General features: G+C 68.5%; 15 protein-coding genes. 4 read left to right on the top strand and 11 right to left on the bottom strand.

Features of this window, described 5'->3' with window-relative positions; genetic code table 11:
- Positions 1 to 33: 33 nt before the first annotated feature.
- From trxB to ACIQF0_RS18945, 7 genes are all read right to left on the bottom strand, one after another.
- Positions 34 to 1,014, bottom strand: a complete 981-nt coding sequence (trxB, locus tag ACIQF0_RS18915; protein ID WP_401030883.1) for a thioredoxin-disulfide reductase — start codon at positions 1,012 to 1,014, stop codon at positions 34 to 36.
- Positions 1,015 to 1,091: 77 nt separating this feature from the next.
- Entirely contained in the window at positions 1,092 to 1,832 is a 741-nt protein-coding gene (locus ACIQF0_RS18920) for a hypothetical protein (RefSeq protein WP_401030885.1), read from the bottom strand.
- A complete protein-coding gene (sigM, locus tag ACIQF0_RS18925; RefSeq protein ID WP_360047514.1) occupies positions 1,829 to 2,446 on the bottom strand; it encodes an RNA polymerase sigma factor SigM in 618 nt (205 codons plus the stop codon). The genes ACIQF0_RS18920 and sigM overlap by 4 nt, the downstream gene beginning before the upstream one ends.
- Positions 2,447 to 2,513: 67 nt before the next feature.
- Positions 2,514 to 4,031, bottom strand: a complete 1,518-nt coding sequence (locus ACIQF0_RS18930; protein WP_360047513.1) for a protein kinase family protein — start codon at positions 4,029 to 4,031, stop codon at positions 2,514 to 2,516.
- A 37-nt stretch (positions 4,032 to 4,068) separates the two neighbouring features.
- A complete protein-coding gene (murJ, locus tag ACIQF0_RS18935) occupies positions 4,069 to 5,718 on the bottom strand; it encodes a murein biosynthesis integral membrane protein MurJ (protein WP_401030889.1) in 1,650 nt (549 codons plus the stop codon).
- Positions 5,715 to 8,012: a DUF6049 family protein gene (locus tag ACIQF0_RS18940; protein WP_401030891.1), complete on the bottom strand. Its 2,298-nt coding sequence runs from the start codon at positions 8,010 to 8,012 to the stop codon at positions 5,715 to 5,717. The genes murJ and ACIQF0_RS18940 overlap by 4 nt, the downstream gene beginning before the upstream one ends.
- A complete protein-coding gene (locus tag ACIQF0_RS18945) occupies positions 8,009 to 8,524 on the bottom strand; it encodes an NUDIX hydrolase (RefSeq protein WP_401030893.1) in 516 nt (171 codons plus the stop codon). Before ACIQF0_RS18945 ends, ACIQF0_RS18940 begins: the two co-directional genes overlap by 4 nt.
- A gap of 42 nt (positions 8,525 to 8,566) precedes the next feature.
- Here ACIQF0_RS18945 and ACIQF0_RS18950 point away from each other — a divergent pair, with 42 nt between their 5' ends.
- Both ACIQF0_RS18950 and ACIQF0_RS18955 read left to right on the top strand, forming a co-directional pair.
- The gene (locus tag ACIQF0_RS18950) at positions 8,567 to 10,003 is read left to right on the top strand and encodes a CCA tRNA nucleotidyltransferase (protein ID WP_401030895.1); all 1,437 of its coding nucleotides are present in this window, start codon (positions 8,567 to 8,569) and stop codon (positions 10,001 to 10,003) included.
- Between the two features lie 95 nt (positions 10,004 to 10,098).
- Entirely contained in the window at positions 10,099 to 10,353 is a 255-nt protein-coding gene (locus ACIQF0_RS18955) for a LuxR C-terminal-related transcriptional regulator (protein WP_401030897.1), read from the top strand.
- Here ACIQF0_RS18955 and ACIQF0_RS18960 read toward each other — a convergent pair.
- Positions 10,282 to 11,622 carry an MFS transporter gene (locus ACIQF0_RS18960; RefSeq protein WP_401030899.1) on the bottom strand — a complete coding sequence of 447 codons (1,341 nt, stop codon included), beginning with the start codon at positions 11,620 to 11,622 and terminating at the stop codon, positions 10,282 to 10,284. The two genes, ACIQF0_RS18955 and ACIQF0_RS18960, sit on opposite strands and share 72 nt — an antisense overlap.
- Before the next feature lie 237 nt (positions 11,623 to 11,859).
- On the opposite strand from ACIQF0_RS18960, the gene ACIQF0_RS18965 reads away from it, so the two are divergent.
- Positions 11,860 to 12,438 (top strand): YqgE/AlgH family protein, encoded by a 579-nt coding sequence (locus ACIQF0_RS18965; RefSeq protein WP_360047504.1) that lies wholly within the window; start codon positions 11,860 to 11,862, stop codon positions 12,436 to 12,438.
- A gap of 18 nt (positions 12,439 to 12,456) precedes the next feature.
- Here ACIQF0_RS18965 and ACIQF0_RS18970 read toward each other — a convergent pair whose 3' ends face one another.
- Positions 12,457 to 12,861, bottom strand: a complete 405-nt coding sequence (locus ACIQF0_RS18970; RefSeq protein WP_360047503.1) for an SdpI family protein — start codon at positions 12,859 to 12,861, stop codon at positions 12,457 to 12,459.
- 249 nt (positions 12,862 to 13,110) lie between these two features.
- Between ACIQF0_RS18970 and leuS the strand changes: the two genes are divergently transcribed.
- Positions 13,111 to 15,888: a leucine--tRNA ligase gene (leuS, locus tag ACIQF0_RS18975; RefSeq protein WP_401030902.1), complete on the top strand. Its 2,778-nt coding sequence runs from the start codon at positions 13,111 to 13,113 to the stop codon at positions 15,886 to 15,888.
- An 18-nt stretch (positions 15,889 to 15,906) separates the two neighbouring features.
- On the opposite strand, the gene ACIQF0_RS18980 is transcribed toward leuS, so the two are convergent.
- Both ACIQF0_RS18980 and ACIQF0_RS18985 read right to left on the bottom strand, forming a co-directional pair.
- Complete coding sequence (locus ACIQF0_RS18980) at positions 15,907 to 16,569, bottom strand: hypothetical protein (protein ID WP_401030904.1); 663 nt, start codon at positions 16,567 to 16,569, stop codon at positions 15,907 to 15,909.
- Between the two features lie 114 nt (positions 16,570 to 16,683).
- Entirely contained in the window at positions 16,684 to 17,403 is a 720-nt protein-coding gene (locus ACIQF0_RS18985; RefSeq protein ID WP_401030906.1) for a TetR/AcrR family transcriptional regulator, read from the bottom strand.
- Positions 17,404 to 17,477 lie beyond the last annotated feature (74 nt).

Genomic DNA, 17,477 nt, shown 5'->3' on the forward strand with positions numbered 1-17,477 from the left:
TTGCTCTCCCTAAAAGATCTCGCAGAAGGAACTTCAGTTGCTCTTGCCGTAGCCGCCACCGACGGCCTCGGCGGCGATCTCGGCGTGCTCGTTGCCGTGCTCGGCGAGCCACCGTTCCGCGTCGATCGCAGCGCTGCAACCGGAGCCGGCGGCGGTGATCGCCTGGCGGTATTCGTGGTCCACGAGGTCGCCGGCGGCGAACACGCCGTCCAGGTTCGTGTAGGAGGACTTGTCCTTGGTCAGGACGTAACCCTCCGCGTCGAGGTCGACCTGACCCTTGACCAGCGCCGAGCGCGGGTCGTGGCCGATCGCGAGGAAGAAGCCGGTGACGGGCATCTCGGACTCGGCGCCGGTCTGGGTGTCCTTGATCTTGATCGAGGACACGGTGCCATCACCGAGAACGTCGGTGACCTGCGTGTTCAGCTGCCACTTGATCTTCTCGTTGGCGCGGGCGCGCTCCAGCATGACCTTCGAGGCGCGGAACTCCTCGCGGCGGTGGATGACCGTCACGGACTTGGCGAAGCGCGTGAGGAACGTCGCCTCCTCCATGGCCGTGTCGCCGCCGCCGACCACCGCGATGTCGTGGTCGCGGAAGAAGAAACCGTCACACGTCGCACAGGCGGACACACCGCGGCCGAGCAGCTCCTGCTCGCCGGGGATGTTCAGGTAACGGGCAGCGGCACCCATCGCGAGGATGACGGCCCTGGCCTCGTACTCGACGCCGTTCGCGACGACCTTCTTGATCTCACCGGTCAGCTCGACCGACTCGACGTCCTCGGCGCGCAGTTCGGCACCGAAGCGGATGGCCTGCTCGCGCATCTGCTCCATGAGCTCGGGGCCCATGATGCCGTCGCGGAAGCCGGGGTAGTTCTCGACCTCGGTCGTCGTCATGAGGGCGCCGCCGTACTGCGAACCCTCGAAGACCAGGGGCTCCAGCTGCGCGCGTGCCGCGTAGACCGCCGCGGTGTAGCCCGCCGGTCCCGATCCAATGATGATCACGTTGCGCACGCTCACGGCTCTGCAACTCCTCGATCTCGTCGTCTGACTGGCTCAACGGATCGTAGGTGCAGCTAATTCCGTGACTTGAGCGACTACCTCTGGCCCACGGTCGTGTCCGCGAGAACGCCCTCGGGCTTGTCCGGTCCGCAGGTCGCCGGGTCGAGCACGACCAGCCGGTACTTCCCGATACCGGCGGGCAGGATCGCCATCACGGCGTCCTTGCCCTCCAGGTTGACCGGGCTGATGCCGAGGGGGTTGCCCGAACTGGTGATGCCGCCGCCCTGCAGGCAGCCTGCCAGCCGGTCGGGGGTTTCCAGCGGTCCGTAGTTCTGCGCCTTGAGCACTTCGCCGACCGCGGAGCCCAGTTCGGCCTTCGTCAGCGACTGCAGGGCGCCCGAGCTCGGCTTGGACGTCGCCTGCGGAGGCTGCGCGCTGTCGTTCGCGGGGGTCTGCGAGCCCGGCGACACGGCCAGCACGATGCCGAACGCCGCGGCGGCGGCCACCAGCACGCCACCGCCGAGGCCCAGCCTGCGGTTGCGGCGCTTGCGGGCGTCGTTGAGGGACACGACCGGCGCGATGCCGGGACGGGCCTCCGCGGCCAGTGCGGCGTCGATCCGCGCGGCCACGTGGTCGGGCATCGCGATGGGCGGCAGTGACTGCAGGTCCATCAGCGTGGCGTCCAGCGCCTGCAGGATCTCCCTGGCCTCCGCGTCCGCCTCGACCCTCGGACGCAGCTGTGCGGCGACCTCAGGGGGCAGCACGCCCGCGTGCAGGTCCGCGATGAGGTCAACAGACCACGGCGGACCCATCGGCACGCGCTCCATGCCGGTCATCGGCCCTCCCACTGACGTTGCTCTTGCACATTCACACCGTCAGCTGGGACGTTCGCATCTGCGATTCGGTTCCTGAGGTGCCCGAGAACTTTGGCCAGCTTGGCGCGACCTCGCGCACACCGGCTCTTGACCGTGCCCTCCGCGATGCCGAGGATCTTCGCCGTCTCGGCGACGGAATACCCCTCGACGTCGACCAGCACGATGGGCGCCCGCTGCTCTTCCGGCAGCTCCATCAACGCCTGCTGCACCATCAGGCTGGTCTCGCGGTCGCTCATCGCGTCACGGGGAGCGACGGGCTCGCCAGGACCAGCCTCGGGCAACGGCACTGTCGGTCTGGTTTGTCGCCGTCTCATCCGGTCGAGGCACGCGTTCACCACGATCCGGTGAAGCCAGGTGGTGACCTGTGACTCCGCGCGGAACGATGACGCCGCCCGGAAGGCCGAGATGAACGCCTCCTGGAGCGCGTCCGCGGCCTCTTCCGGGTCACGCAGCGTGCGCAACGCCACCGCCCACATCCGGTCGCGGTGCCGTTTCACCAGCTCCGAGAACGCATACGGGTCACCTGCGGCGTGGGCCGAGATGAGATCGGCGTCCGAGCTGGCTGCGGCGGTCACGGGACGCACTTTAGCGAGGGTGATCACAGATCACCCGGACAGGTCTACTCAGCGTGCCCGCGTAGTTCTACTGAGCGCGGGTGTAGAGGACCTCGCGGATCTCCGACTGGTTCTTGCCGCCGCCGGAGTTCGTCAGCTGCGTGATCCAGATCAGGACGTGACCGGTCGGTTCGTGGTCGTTGAGCTGGATCTGCGTCTGCCCGTCGGACAGGTCCGCGACGCCGATGACCTTGGTCTCCTCGATCGGCGAGTCCAGCGCGGACGCCACCCTGATCTCGACCTTCGTGCCCTTGCTGGGCGAGGTGATCGTGACCGAGGCCAGCTTCACCGGCTCCGCGAACGACGCCATCAGCCCGATGCCGGGCTTCAGCGTCGGGAACGGCTGGAAGTAGTTGTCGGTCCGCCAGAACGTGCCCGCGTTGTTGTCGACCGCCCGGCTCGCCTGGTTCGCGTTGTCGGGCTGGTTCGTGACGTCGTAGACGCCGATCTGGCCCGGCTGCACCGGTCCGGCCGGCGCGGGAGGAGGCGCGGTCTGGCCGTTCGACCCCGGCTGGTTGATCACCACGGTCGGACCGCCGCCCTTGGACGGCTCGTCGCTGAAGAACCCGACGATCTGCACGCTCAGCCACACGATCACGGTCAGCGTCGCCACGGCGAGCACGCCGACGCTGATCCACAGCTTCTTCTTCTGCTGCTTGTCCTGCCGCGGCCGCTGAGTCGTCCACACGACCTGGTCGTCGTCATCGCGGGACGCCGACACGGCGGGGATCAGCGAGGTCTGGGCTTCCTCGGCCGCGATCTGGTCGAGGACCTGGAGGATCGCCGCGGAGGTGCGGATGCCGCCCACCGACGTGTCCTCCAGCGACCGCACCGCGACGGACGACAGGTCGTGGGGCAGGTACGGGTGCAACGCGTTCGGCGCGACCACGGACCCGTCGGGCCCGGTCGGTGCGACCGGCACGCCCTGAGGACCGCCCGGCAGCGCCCACCGGCCGGTGAGCAGCAGGTACAGGATCGCGCCGAGGCCCTTGACGTCGTCGCGCGCGATCGCGTCCGGCCGAGGACCGGGGAACGCGAGGCGCAGGCGGCCGTCCGAGGTGACCCGGATGCGCTGCGGGTGGTCGGCGCCCAGCACGAGACCGGCGTGGTGCGCGCCCTCGATGGCGGCGCCCAGCGGTTCGAGCAGACGGGTCGCGGCGCCCGCCGGCAGCGGGCCCTCCGCGATGAGGTCCATCAGGTCGGTGCCCTGGGTCCACTCGGCGATGACGATGCCGAGGATGCCCTCGTCTCCCCGGATGCCGGTGCCGGGCGTCAACACGTCGATCACCCGCGAAACGCCCGGATGCGTGAACGACGCCGCGTGCATCGCGCGTTCGACCGTACGGCGGGCACGGGCTGCCGCCTCGTTGTCCGCCAGATCGCCCAGCAGCACCGTCAGCGCGACGTCCCGGTTGAGCTGACCGTCCCGCGCGCGCCACAGCTCAGCGTTGGACCTGGCGTCGGCGCCGGATTTCGCGAGCAGCCGGTAGCGGCCATTGCCGATGACGCCGCCGGGAACCAGCGCGGCGTGAACTCCGCTACTCACGGAGACGAGGGTACGGGACGGCGCTCACGGACTGGAGTCACCTTCGCCGCACCAAACGGTTGATCTTGTCGATCGCCGGCTTCATCTCGGGTACCCGGAACGCGGCCAAAAGGCCGAACGCGAGCGGCAGACCGATCAACGTCACCACGACGAGCTCCACCCAGCTCGACACGTACACGTTGGAGATCGAGAACAGGTTCTGGACCAGCCAGTTCACGCCTGCGGCGACTCCGAAGGCGAGCGAGGAGGCGACGACCGTGAGACAGACCGTCCAGATGGTGAAACCAGTGCGCAGCCGGCCGAGCCGGACCCGCAGCCACACCTGACCGACGATCGCGCCGAAGACGAAGCTCAGCGACATCGCGAGCGACACACCGACGGCGAGTTGGTCGGCGTTGCCCGGCGTCGAGATGCCGAGGAACAGGTAGAGCAGCCCGATGCGCACCGCCACGATCAACGCCTGGATGAGCGTCGGCGTGCGGGCGTCCTTCATCGCGTAGAAGACCCGCAGCTGCAGCAACGTGATCGCGTAGGGAACGAGACCGAACGCCGACAGCGCCAGCGCGAGTCCGATCCTCGTACCGCCCTGGATGCCCGAGGCGCCCAGGGCGAAGATGCCGAGACCGACGGCCAGACCGGACACCGTCAGCAGCGCGCTGAACGGCATCAGCAGGATCGCCGACATGCGGTTGCCGAACAGCAGGTCCCGCACGATCGACTCGTTGTCGTTGTTCGCCGCCGCCCGGCTCATCTTCGGCATCAACGCGGTCAGCAGCGAAACACCCAGCACGCCGTAGGGCACCTGCGCGATCAGCCACTGGTAGTTGAACGCCGTCAGCGCGCCCTGGGCGCTCGTCGCCACGTTCGTCAGCACGGTCATGCTGGCGAGGCCCAGGCCGACGTAGATCAGCACCCAGAACGCGAGGCTGCCGAACTCCGACAGCCGCGAGTCCCAGCCGAGCCGCCACTTGAACCGGAAGCCCGTCTTCTTCAGCGCCGGGAACAGCACGAACGCCTGCACCGCCACGCCGAGCGCGGTGCCGAGACCGAGGACCAGCAGGTGCAGGTCGGTCATGCGGACCGGGTTGAGCGTGAGCTCGCCCGGCAGCAGCGCGTAGACGCCCAGCACGAGGATCACGACGACGTTGTTCAGCACCGGCGCCCACGTGGGGATGCCGAACACGTGCCGTGCGTTGAGCACGGCGCTGAGCAACGCCGTCAGGCCGTAGAACACGATGCCCGGCAGCACCAGGTACGCGAACGCGGTGACCAGTGCGGGGTTCGCCTTGTCCGAGTCCGAGATGTAGAGGTCCGTGAGCAACGGCGCGCAGGCCATCGCGATGACGGTGCCGATGCCGAGGATCAGCGTGCCCATGCTGATCAGCCACTGGGCGTACGACTCACCGCCGTCGCCGTCCTCCTTCTCGGCCCTGACCAGCAGCGGGATCGCCACGCTGGTCAGGATGCCGCCGAGGAGCAGCTCGTTGATCATGGTCGGCAGCGTGGAGGCCGCCTGGTACGAGTCGCCGAGGACCTCGGCGCCGATCACCGCGATGAGCAGCACCTTCGACAGCAGGCCGGTGCCGCGGCTGACGATGGTCGCGATCGCCATCGAGCCGCTCGCCTTGGCGACCGACGGTGCTTGCTTCTGCTGCTCTGGCTGGGTGGTCGTGGCTGTCTCGCTCACGCGCTCGACTTCTCCGGTGTGACGTTCTCGATGGACGGGGCGTCGCCGTTCTCGCCGTTGCGAGCGCGGACCCTCTTGTAGATCCGGCGCCCGGAAAGCAGGACGAGCGCGATGCCCGCGATCACGGTGATGATCACCGTGATGGTGCCGTACGCGGACGACGACACCTCCAGCTTGACAGTGTCACCGAGCGGGACGCCCTCGGGAGTGGTCAGGCGCACGCTGACCGGGAACCGGCCGGAGCGCAGCACCTCGACCGGAACCCGCACGACTCGTTCGCCGCGGGCGGGAAGCACCTGGTCGGCGAGGTCGAGCTTGCGGATGCCCGGGGTGTCGGCGAGGTTGATCCGGACCGTCACGCGGACGTCGAGCTTGTTCGTGATCGTGATCGGGATCGGGCTGTCGCCGGAACCGAGCAGGATCGGGCTGTTCGGCTGGGTCACGCCGACCATGCCGGTCAGCGCGTTCAGCTCGCCCTGGCTGACCTCGGCCGCGGACCGGGCGCCCTGCTCGTTGCCCCGCCACGCGCCGGACATGGCCCGCAGCAGCCCGAGCCACAGCGGGTCGGCCAGGTCGGCAGGCGAGGCGTGCTCGCTGTCCTCCTGCTGCATGGCCGCGACCAGGCCGTTGAGCTCGACGCTCTGGCTCGTCACGGAGCTGGAGATGATCTCCGAGATCTCCCGCGCACCGGCCTCCGGCGGGTAGGCGATCTTGGCGTTCGTCACCGACGGCGTGGCCCTGGTGAGCTCCTCGAGCCCGGTCTGGGCCGCGTAACCGCCGGTCAGCAGCTTCTGGGCGGTGGCGAGGAACTCGTTCATCTCCGAGAGCGGCGCGTGCCAGCGACGCGGCGGCGCGATCAGCACGTTGCGTCCGTCGCCCTGCCAGCCGGCGCGGAACACCAGCACCGCCAGCGCGTTCTGCACGGACACCGGCTGGCTCTCGAACGGCGCGGTGACCCCGGACAGCGTGCGCGGCCGGGACTCACTGCCCTGCAGCGCGTCCGAGACCATCGAGTCGATCTTGACCGCGGTCACCGGGTTCTTGCCGCCGACACCGACGGGCTCGGTGCCCGGCGCGTCGGCGAGGCCGGTCGGGTCGAGCAGCAGCGACTTCGCGCCGGGGTAGCGCTTGTCCGGCTGCGGCGTGACCAGCTCGTCGAACGTCGACTGATCCAGCACGCCGTCCTCCGGCCACACCAGGTCGGGCAGCGGCTGCACGGACAGGACGTCCTGGATGAGCTTGGGGCCGTCGGTCACCGCGAGCGTGCGCATCGTGCCGAGCTTCGCCCTGTTCAACGCCACGAGGTCGGCGTCGGCGTACGGCAGCGCGACGACGCAACGGCCGGTGACGGCGAGCTTGAGCCGGTCGAGCCACAGCTTCGCCTCGGCCTCGCCCTTGCCCTCCGACCCGCCACGCACCCGGTAGCCGTTGCCCATGGCCTGCACGGTCCGCAGCAGGTCGGGGTCGATGGCCAGGCACATGGCCGTGCTCATCGACGGAATCGCCTGCTCGTAGGCCTGCAACAGGCCGTAGAGCCGGCCGTTGACCGACAGCGACGTCGCGAGCTCGTCGTCGATCAGCTCGGAGTCGTCCTCGCCGCCGAGCCTGACCAGCCGCGGGCGGTCCGCGATCGGCCACAGCACCGTCAGCTTCGCCGGCGCGCCCGGCTTGCCCTTGGTCTCGCCGCCGGGCACCCCGAGCACGGGCAGCAGCGTCGACAGCGCCGCGAGACGTGCCTGGCCGCCGTAGTCGGGCCTGCCGTTGACATTGGCGAGGATCGGGTAGATGCCGGGCTGCTCGATCTCCAGCGAGGTCGGCTCGGTACCGCGCAGCGGCACCTCCAGCGTGAAGTCCTTCTGCTGGCCGGACTCGAGCTCACCGGCGACAGGGGTGAACTTGGGCTGCACGGCCTCGGCCGCCGCGGGCTCCCGCAACGCCTTGCGCAGGTCGTCCTCGGTGCCGAGCGGCTCACCGCGCTCCAGGCGCAGCACGATGTCGGACACCTTGCGGTCACCGACGTTGACGATCCTGCCGGTGATCTTGACGGTCGCCGGGGAGTCGCTCGTGACGAACCGGGGGGTGAGCTGGTCGATGTCGAGCCGCAGGAACTGCTGCTGGGCTTGCCCTGGCTGGGCGGAGAGCGATCTGGTCGCCCACACCTGGGTGGCGGGAGCGGGCATGAAGGGCAACGCGTCGATCTCGTCGGGCTGCGCCTGCTGCGCGCCGGCGGGCGGCGCTGTGATCACCACGAACGCGGCGACAGCGGCTGTGCAGACGAGCTTCCTCAGGCTCACGCCGTCTCCGCCCCGTTGCGGCAGCGGTCGGCGAGCAGTTCGGCGGCTCGGCGGACCAGACGGCGCTCATCGGCATACGCGAGTCGCTCGTCCAGCTCGCCGAGGGGCACCCACGCCACCTCGGTGACCTCCACGTCTTCGTCGGAAAGCTCTCCCCCCGTCGCTTCGAGGAGGAAGTGGTGAACCGTCTTGTGCACCCGGCGGTCGTCAGCGACGAACCAGTAGTCGATCGACCCCAACGGGCGCAGCACCCTGCTATGAATACCGGTCTCCTCGGCGACCTCGCGCACCGCGGTCTGTTCCGCGGTCTCGCCGGCCTCGATGTGACCCTTGGGCAAAGACCACAGCAACCGGCCTCGCCGGTCAAGTCTGCCGATCACCGCGGCCCGTTGCTCGGCGTCGAGCACCAGGCCACCCGCCGACGTCTCGTCGACGGTCTTGAGCCTCCTGCCCCGGCGCCTCTTCCGGCGCCCCGGTTTGGGGCTCCCGGAACGTGCGGCTGACGAGGGCATACGGCCGATCGTACTTACGAACCTTGAGTACGCTGGTTTCTCGTGTCTCGATCGCTCCAGCAGAATGCGGTGGTGGAAGCTCCCGCAATTACACCAGTCGTCGCTGAGCTCGCCGCTCGGTTCGCAGCCGAGGGCAAGCGCCTCTACCTCGTGGGTGGAAGTGTGCGCGACGCCGTGCTGGGGCGCCCGACGAACGACTTCGACTTCACCACGGACGCGCGACCTGCGGAGATCCAGAAGCTGCTGAGCGGCTGGGCCGAGGCGCAGTGGGACACCGGCATCGCCTTCGGAACGGTCGGCGCGTCGAAGCACGGCGAGATCATCGAGATCACGACCTTCCGCGCGGACGTCTACGACGGCGTCACCCGCAATCCCGAGGTGACGTTCGGCGACAACATCGACGGCGACCTGGTCCGGCGCGACTTCACGGTCAACGCGATGGCGTACGACATCGCGGCGAGTGAGTTCGTGGACCCGACCGGCGGCCTCCAGGCGGCGCGGGACGGCGTGCTGGACACGCCGGCGACCCCGCAGGAGTCGTTCGGCGACGACCCGCTGCGGATGCTGCGCGCCGCCCGGTTCGTCTCCCAGCTCGGCTTCGCCGCGGCGCCCAGGGTGATCGAGGCGATGCGATCGATGGCAGGCGAACTCGCCCGCATCACGCCGGAGCGCGTGCAGGTGGAGCTCTCGAAGCTCCTGTGCGGCGCGCATCCGCGCCGCGGCATCGAGCTCATGGTGGAGACCGGGCTGGCCGACATCGTGTTGCCCGAGCTCACGGCCATGAAGCTGGAGATCGACGAACATCATCAACACAAGGACGTCTTCGACCACTCGCTGGTTGTGCTGGAACAGGCAATTGATCTTGAAGAAGTTGATCAATCACCCGATCTGGTGCTGAGGATCGCCGCGCTCCTGCACGACATCGGCAAGCCGGCGACCCGGAAGTTCGAGTCCGGCGGCGGCGTCTCGTTCCACCACCACGAGGTCGTGGGCGCGAAGATGGTCCGCAAGCGCTTGCGGGCGTTGCGGTACTCGAAGGAGATCACCGAGGACGTCGCGAAGCTCGTCTACCTGCACCTCCGCTTCCACGGGTACGGCAACGGCGAGTGGACCGACTCGGCCGTGCGCCGGTACGTGACGGACGCCGGTGACCTGCTGACGCGGCTGCACAAGCTCGTCCGTGCCGACTGCACGACCCGTAACAAGCGCAAGGCGAACTTGCTGAAGCGGACCTACGACTCTCTCGAGGAACGCATCGCGCGCATCGCGGCCGAGGAAGACCTCGCGCGCGTGCGCCCGGACCTCGACGGCAACGAGATCATGAAGCTGCTCGGCCTGGCGCCGGGTCGTGAGGTCGGTGCCGCGTGGAAGTTCCTCAAGGAGCTCAGGCTCGACCGGGGGCCGCTGGACCGCGACGAGGCCGAGGCGGCGTTGCTCGACTGGGCGCGCGAACAGGGCATCACCCCGCCCACTCCGTGACGCATAGTGAGCGAATGGAATCCCCGCGTTAGCGAAGTGTCAGCGCGGGGATGCACCATGGGACGTGCGCTAGGGGGCGCATGGGGGTGGTGCAGATGTTCACTTGGGGACTTTCCGCAGGTCCTGCCGTACGGGACCTGGACGTCCTGACCGACGACCAACGGGCCGTGCTGAGGTGTCTCGCACGTGGTCACGCCGACCACGAGATCGCGCGGGTGCTCGGCATCGGGCAGCAACGCGTGGCCGACGAGGTGGCCGACATCCTGCTGCGCCTGGAACTACCCGATCGTGTGGCGGCTGTCGTCTTCGCGCACGAGGCCGGCATGTTGCACCTGCCGTTTCCGCGCTGACAGGACCAGGTAGGCGGCCATGCCGACCAGGTAGAGGCTCGCGGCGACGAGGATCAGGCCGGGCGAGCGCCCGTCCAGGGGGATCACCGTCGCCGTGATGGTCACCGCGGTGACCTGCGCGATGTTGAAGAGGGTGTCGTAGAGGGCGAACACGCGCCCGCGCACCTCGTCGCCGACGTCGTGCTGCACCGCGGTGTCCACGCACAGCTTGACGATCTGACCGGCGAAGATGATCACGAAGCTGGCCATCAGGATGGACGGCAGCGTCATCGGCAGCCCGAGCCCGACCTGGGCCGCGGCCGTGAGCAGCAACGCGCCGCAGATCGTGCGCTTGACGCCGAACCTGTCGACGATCCGGTCGGTCAGGATCCCGGCGAGCAGCACACCCGCGCCACCGGCGACCGCGACCTCGCCGAGCCCGCCGATGCCGGCCTTGAGGATGCCGACGTCCTCCAGGCTGTAGCGCATCAGCAGCAGCGTGATCATCAGGCTCATGCCGAACGCCGCCCGGTGCGCGAGCAACGCGGCCAGGCCTGCCGTGACGCTCGGCGTGCGCCAGGTGGCCTTGGCGCCGTCCAGCAGCCCGCGGGCGACGGCCGTGATCGCGTTGTGCGGCTCGTCGACCTCGTCCGGCCCGAGCACGCCCGGCTTGAACCGGCTGGCGATGAACGCGCTGAGCAGCAACCCGACCATCGCGATGCTGGTGGTCCACGCCGAACCGCCGTCGCCTGCGCCGAGCAGCGTGCGGAACCCGATCGCACAGGCGGCGCCGATCACGGCCATGACCGCGCCGGCCGTCGTGGTCAGCGCGTTCGCCTCGACCAGGTGATCTTCGTCGACGACGTGCGGCAGTGACGCGGACAGCCCGGACCCGACGAATCTGCCGATCCCCATGACGACGAGCGCGGACACGTAGAGAGGCAGCCCGCTCAGCCCTGCACCGACCGCCAAGGCCGTGAACAGCACGAACGTGGCCCGCGCGATGTTCGCGACGACGATGACCTTCTTGCGGTCCCACCGGTCGAGCAACGCACCCGTGAACGGTCCGATCAGCGAGTACGGCAGCAACAGCACCGCGAACCCGGCCGCGATCGCCGCCGGATCGGCCTGCCGTTCGGGGTTGAAGAGCACAGCGCCGGCGAGACCGGCCTGGAAGAGCCCGTCGCCCCACTGAGAGGCGAGACGGGTGGCGAGGAGCCTGCGGTAGGCGGGGATGCCGAGGAACCGGCGTGATCCCCAGTGGTGCTTCTCCACCGCAAGCGTTGTCACCGTTGCACTCTATGCGCGTAGTGGTGAAAACCACGAAAGCCGGACCTCACGGTCCGGCTCTCTTGGATCGGATGCCAGGTCGCCTCACGGCGCGGCGCACTACGCGGCTCCAGCCGAACGGTATTCCGCGAAGGCGGTTGTCTGTTGAGCCCGGGGGACACAAAGACATCCGACACCTGAGTCTAACGGGACGCGGGCCTGAGTTGTTCCGGCGATCACGGGTGATTTCATGGTGACGTGCGTCCCGATGACGAAGTCGAAGTCGAGCCAGGCTCCCTGTTGGTAGCCGCTCCGAGCCTCAACGACCCGAACTTCACACGCACCGTCGTCTACATCATCGACCAACGTCCAGAGGGGACCCTCGGCGTCGTGCTGAACCGCCCCTCCGAGATGGCGGTCTACGACGTACTGCCACCGTGGGGCTCCCACGTCACGAAGCCGCAGTGCATCTACGTCGGCGGCCCGGTCGAGCAGAAGACGGCGTTGTGCCTGGCAGCGTTGAAGGTGGGCACCGATCCGTCCACCGTGGAAGGACTGGTCGGCGTGCAGGGCCCGGTCGCCCTGGTGGACCTCGACGCCGAACCGGAAGACCTGATGCCGCTGGTAAGAGGCCTGCGGGTGTTCGCGGGCTACAGCGGGTGGGGCGAGGGCCAGCTCCAGGGCGAGATCGACCGCGGTGACTGGATCGTCGTGACCGGCCTGGCCGACGACGTGCTGGTCGGCGCGAACGTCGACCTGTGGGGACGGGTGCTGCGCCGCCAGGGCATGCCGCTGGCGCTGCTGTCGACCTACCCGAAGGACGTCCGGGACAACTGATTCACGTGAAACGTCGGATTACAGCCCGGCGAGCGGGGAGCAGCCGCCGCCACCGCAAGCGCACCCGCCGCAGCCCTTCGGCTTGACCGGCTCCGGCAGCGCCTCGGCCGCACGGCTACCGACGAGCCCACCGGCGAAGGCGATGGTGAGCGCGCCGATCAGTCCGATGATCCCAGCGGTGACGGCCAGGTCGGCCATGACGAACGCCATCGCACCCGACACGATCGCCACGACACCCGCGGCGACGTTCGGCACCCCGGCGACGCGGTTGGCCAGCGCGAACGTCTCCTCGTCCCGCACGGCGGCGGCGGTGCGCACGCCGACGAAGCGGTTGCGGCGCAGCTTGCCCTGCAGGCCCAGCAGACCGACCGCGCCGAGAGCGACGCCGAGCACACCCAGGACGACCGACAGCACGATGTTCACTCCATGAGGGTAAGACGGGACCGGGGTTCACCTCTCGGTCACCCCGGTCTGATGTGCCGCAGGCCACCGCCGGTTCATCGCGCTTGCGGTCCGCTGATACCGTTGACGACATGAGCACGGCCCGCCTGCTCCTTATCTAGCCGCGACGACCTGATCGCAAGACGGTCGGCGCGGCCGCCCTCCATGCCCTGTCTGGGCTGGGGGGTTTCGTCATGTCAGGGGCAGGAACGACGTGAGAGGGACCTTGAAATGAGCACGGACGCGGCGGAGATTCCCGCCTACCGCTACACCGCCGAGCTGGCGAACCAGATCGAGGAGCGGTGGCAGCGGTACTGGGAGGACCACGGCACCTACCACGCGCCCAACCCCGTCGGAGCGCTCAAGGGTGACGTGCCCGCGGACAAGCTGTTCGTGCAGGACATGTTCCCGTACCCGAGCGGTGCCGGCCTGCACGTCGGCCACCCGCTGGGCTTCATCGGCACGGACGTCTTCGCGCGGTACCACCGCATGAACGGCCGCAACGTGCTGCACACCATGGGTTTCGACGCGTTCGGCCTGCCCGCGGAGCAGTACGCGGTGCAGACCGGGCAGCACCCGCGCAAGACCACCGAAGAGAACATCGACACGTACCTGCGTCAGATCCGCAGGCTGGGTCTGGGCCACGACGAGCGTCGCCGCATCTCGACGATCGACCCCGAGTACTACAAGTGGACCCAGTGGATCTTCCTGCAGATCTTCAACTCCTGGTACGACGCCGACGCGCGCAAGGCTCGCCCGATCGCCGAGTTGATCTCGCAGTTCGAGTCTGGAGAGCGGGACGTCGAGGGTGGTCGCAAGTGGTCTGAGCTGTCTTTTGCCGACCAGCAAAGGATCTTGGGCGAATTCCGGCTGGCCTACATGTCGGAGGCGCCCGTCAACTGGTGTCCCGGACTGGGTACTGTGCTGGCGAACGAAGAGGTCACCGCGGACGGTCGCAGTGAGCGTGGCAACTTCCCGGTGTTCAGGAAAAGCCTGCGCCAGTGGATGATGCGCATCACCGCGTACTCGGACCGGCTGATCGACGACTTGGACCGGCTGGACTGGCCGGACAAGGTCAAGGCCATGCAGCGCAACTGGATCGGGCGCTCGCATGGCGCCCGAGTCCGATTCGCGGTGGGAGACGAGAGCATTGAGGTCTTCACGACCCGTCCGGACACGCTGTTCGGTGCGACCTACATGGTCCTGGCACCGGAACACCAGCTGGTGGACCAGATTGCGACGCCCGATCGCGTGGCAGACATCGCCGCGTACCGGCGCGCAGCGTCCCTGAAGTCCGAACTGGACCGTCAGGAGAACAAGGAGAAGACCGGCGTCTTCATCGGGGCATATGCGACAAACCCGGTGAACGGCAAGGAGATTCCGGTCTACATCGCCGACTACGTGCTGATGGGCTACGGCACGGGCGCGATCATGGCCGTGCCCGGCCAGGACCAGCGCGACTGGGACTTCGCCGTCAAGTTCGACCTGCCCATCATCCGCACGGTCCAGCCGTCCGAGGGCTTCGAGGGCGACGCCTACACGGGCGACGGACCCGCGGTGAACAGCGGGTTCCTGGACGGCATGGCGATCGACGACGCCAAGAAGACGATGATCGGCTGGCTGGAGGAGAACGACCACGGCCACGGCACCGTCCAGTTCAAGCTGCGCGACTGGCTGTTCAGCCGCCAGCGCTACTGGGGCGAGCCGTTCCCGGTCGTCTACGACGAGGCCGGCACCGCCATCGCGCTGCCCGAGTCGATGCTGCCGATCGAACTGCCCGAGGTCGACGACTACTCGCCGCGCACCTTCGACCCGGAGGACGCGAACACCGAGCCGTCGCCGCCGCTGTCGCGTGCCACCGAGTGGACGACGATCGAGCTGGACCTGGGCGACGGCCTGAAGACGTACCGCCGCGACACGAACACCATGCCGAACTGGGCGGGTTCGTGCTGGTACCAGCTGCGCTACGTCGACCCGGTCGAGACCGAGCGGTTCGTCAACCCGGAGAACGAGAAGTACTGGCTGGGCCCGCGCACGGCCGAGCACGGCCCGACCGACCCCGGCGGCGTCGACCTGTACATCGGCGGCGTCGAGCACGCGGTGCTGCACCTGCTGTACTCGCGCTTCTGGCAGAAGGTCCTGTTCGACCTGGGCCACCTGTCCGGCGACGAGCCGTACCGCCGCCTGTTCAACCAGGGCTACATCCAGGCGTACGCGTACGTCGACCCGCGCGGCGTCTACGTGCCGGCCGACGAGGTCGTCGAGGCCGACGGCAAGTACACGTACAACGGCGAGGAAGTCCGCCGTGAGTACGGAAAGATGGGCAAGAGCCTGAAGAACGTCGTCACGCCGGACCAGATGTGCGAGACGTACGGCGCCGACACCTTCCGGTTCTACGAGATGTCCATGGGCCCGATGGACGTGTCCCGCCCGTGGGCGACCAAGGACGTCGTTGGCGCGCAACGCTTCATGCAGCGTCTGTGGCGCAACCTGGTCGACGAGACCGACGGCTCGCTGCGCGTCACGGACGAGGAAGCGTCAGTAGAGGCACTGCGCCTGCTGCACAAGACGATCGCCGGCGTCCACGACGACTACGCCAACCTGCGCTACAACACGGCGGGCGCGAAGCTGATCGAGCTGAACAACTACGTCACCAAGCACTACGCGTCCGGCACGCCCCGCACGCTGGCCGAGGCCCTGGTGCTGATGCTGGCTCCGCAGGCCCCGCACGTGGCCGAGGAACTGTGGTCGAAGCTGGGCAACGACGACTCGCTGGCGCACGGCCCGTTCCCGAAGGCCGACGAGCAGTACCTGGTCGAGGACACGGTCGAGTACCCGATCCAGGTCAACGGCAAGGTCCGCTCGCGGATCGTCGTGTCGGCGTCCGCGTCGCAGGACGAGATCAAGGCCGCGGCACTGTCCGAGGAGAAGATCGCCGAGCTGGTCGCCGGTGGCGAACCGCGCAAGGTGATCGTCGTCCCCGGTCGCCTGGTGAACATCGTTCTGTAGCAACGGGAGCCGGCGTGGCTACGGCTGCGCCGGCTCTTCCTCCGGCCATGACTCGGGTGCCGGGCCGAACGCGTGCCTGGCAGCCCGAACAGCCAGAACGGCCATGGTGGCGTTCGCGCCGCCGCCGATCAGCGCGCCGATGCCGAACGGGACCGCCCTGCCGAGCACGACGATCCCCTGCTTGGTGCCGTACTTGGTGATGAAGTTCTTGCCCAGGACTTTGTTGATCTGTTTCAGGGTCGCCATGGGCACCGCGCTGACGAGCTGACGGGCCCAGTGCTGGCCGGTGCGTTCGGCGATCTTGCCGATCGTCTTGGTGCTGGACTCGCCGAGCAGGATCCCGAGGACGAGGGTCCGGCGGCGTTCGATCTCGTCGAGCGGGACTCCGTGGATCTCGGCGGTCGAGAGCACGTACAGGGCGCTCAGTTCGAGCGAGGACAGCGCCTCGCCCGCCGACAGCGCCAACGCGATCCCGGTGCCGACACCCGGTGCGGCCGCCGCGCCCCCGACCGCGGCCCCCGTGCTCGTCAGAGCGCTGACGTACATCTTCTCCAGGGTGCCGATGACCTCCGCCGGCGTCGCCTCCGGATTGCGTTGGCGGGCGCGGGCGATGTTCTTGCGGACCAGCGGCGTCTGCAGGCCGATGGCCTTGTCCAGGAGGTCGAGGACCGCCTGGCCCACTCCGCCTGACGACGAGACCGGTTCTTCAACGACATCAGGCAGATCAGCAGGAGCTGGCGAGTTGTTGGCGTCGACCACGGGTCGTATGTCGCCGAACGCCCGGCCGGCGCTACATCAGTGAACGTCTGAATCCTGAAACCCGATGTCCGTCAGCATCTGGTCCAGCATGCTGTCGAACATCGGCTCCGGGTTGCTCACCGTGAACGGGAACCGCCCGAACACCTCCAGCGCCACGTGCCCGTACAGCCGCACCCACGACTGGACGACGTGGTAGATCTTGCCCAGATTCAGGACGTCGTCCTCGATCGTGACGCCGTGCACCGACACCGCGTCCGCCAGGACCTGTTGGAACCTCACCAGGTCCTCGTGCAGCACCTCGGGCACCGAGTCGTCCGCGTGGTTCGCCACCAGATTGGACGCGATCAGCCGGCCGGCCAGTTGCAGGAACACCGAGCCGAACTGGTCGGCGCCGAGCGGGTCGCGGGGCGAGGCGAAGACCAGCGCGAACTCCTGCGGGTGGGCCAGGGCCCAGCGGCGGAAGGCGTGGCAGACCGCCCTGACCTGGCATCCCACCTGGCCTGACGTGTCCGCGGCGAGGTCTGCGTACAGCGCTGCCGCCATGTCCGCGCAGATGTCGTCGCAGAGCTGCCGCAATAGCGCGTCGTGGGAGTCGTAGTAGCGATACAACGCCGGTGCGGTGATCCCCAGTTTGCGCGCGATGGCACGCAGGGTAACCGCGTCGCGGCCGCTCTCCACCAAAAGGGCGCGGGCCGCCTGCCGAATCTCACGCTCGGTTTCGGCGCGAAGCCGTTCTCGGCGAGTGGCCTCGGTCATATGTCACTCCATCGGGTTGTAGACCCCGTCCATGGCCCCGTACGGTTTCAGTGAACGGTGTTTACAAGAGTTCA

It is taken from the genome of Lentzea sp. NPDC092896 (assembly GCF_044754905.1).
Lineage (GTDB): Bacteria > Actinomycetota > Actinomycetes > Mycobacteriales > Pseudonocardiaceae > Lentzea.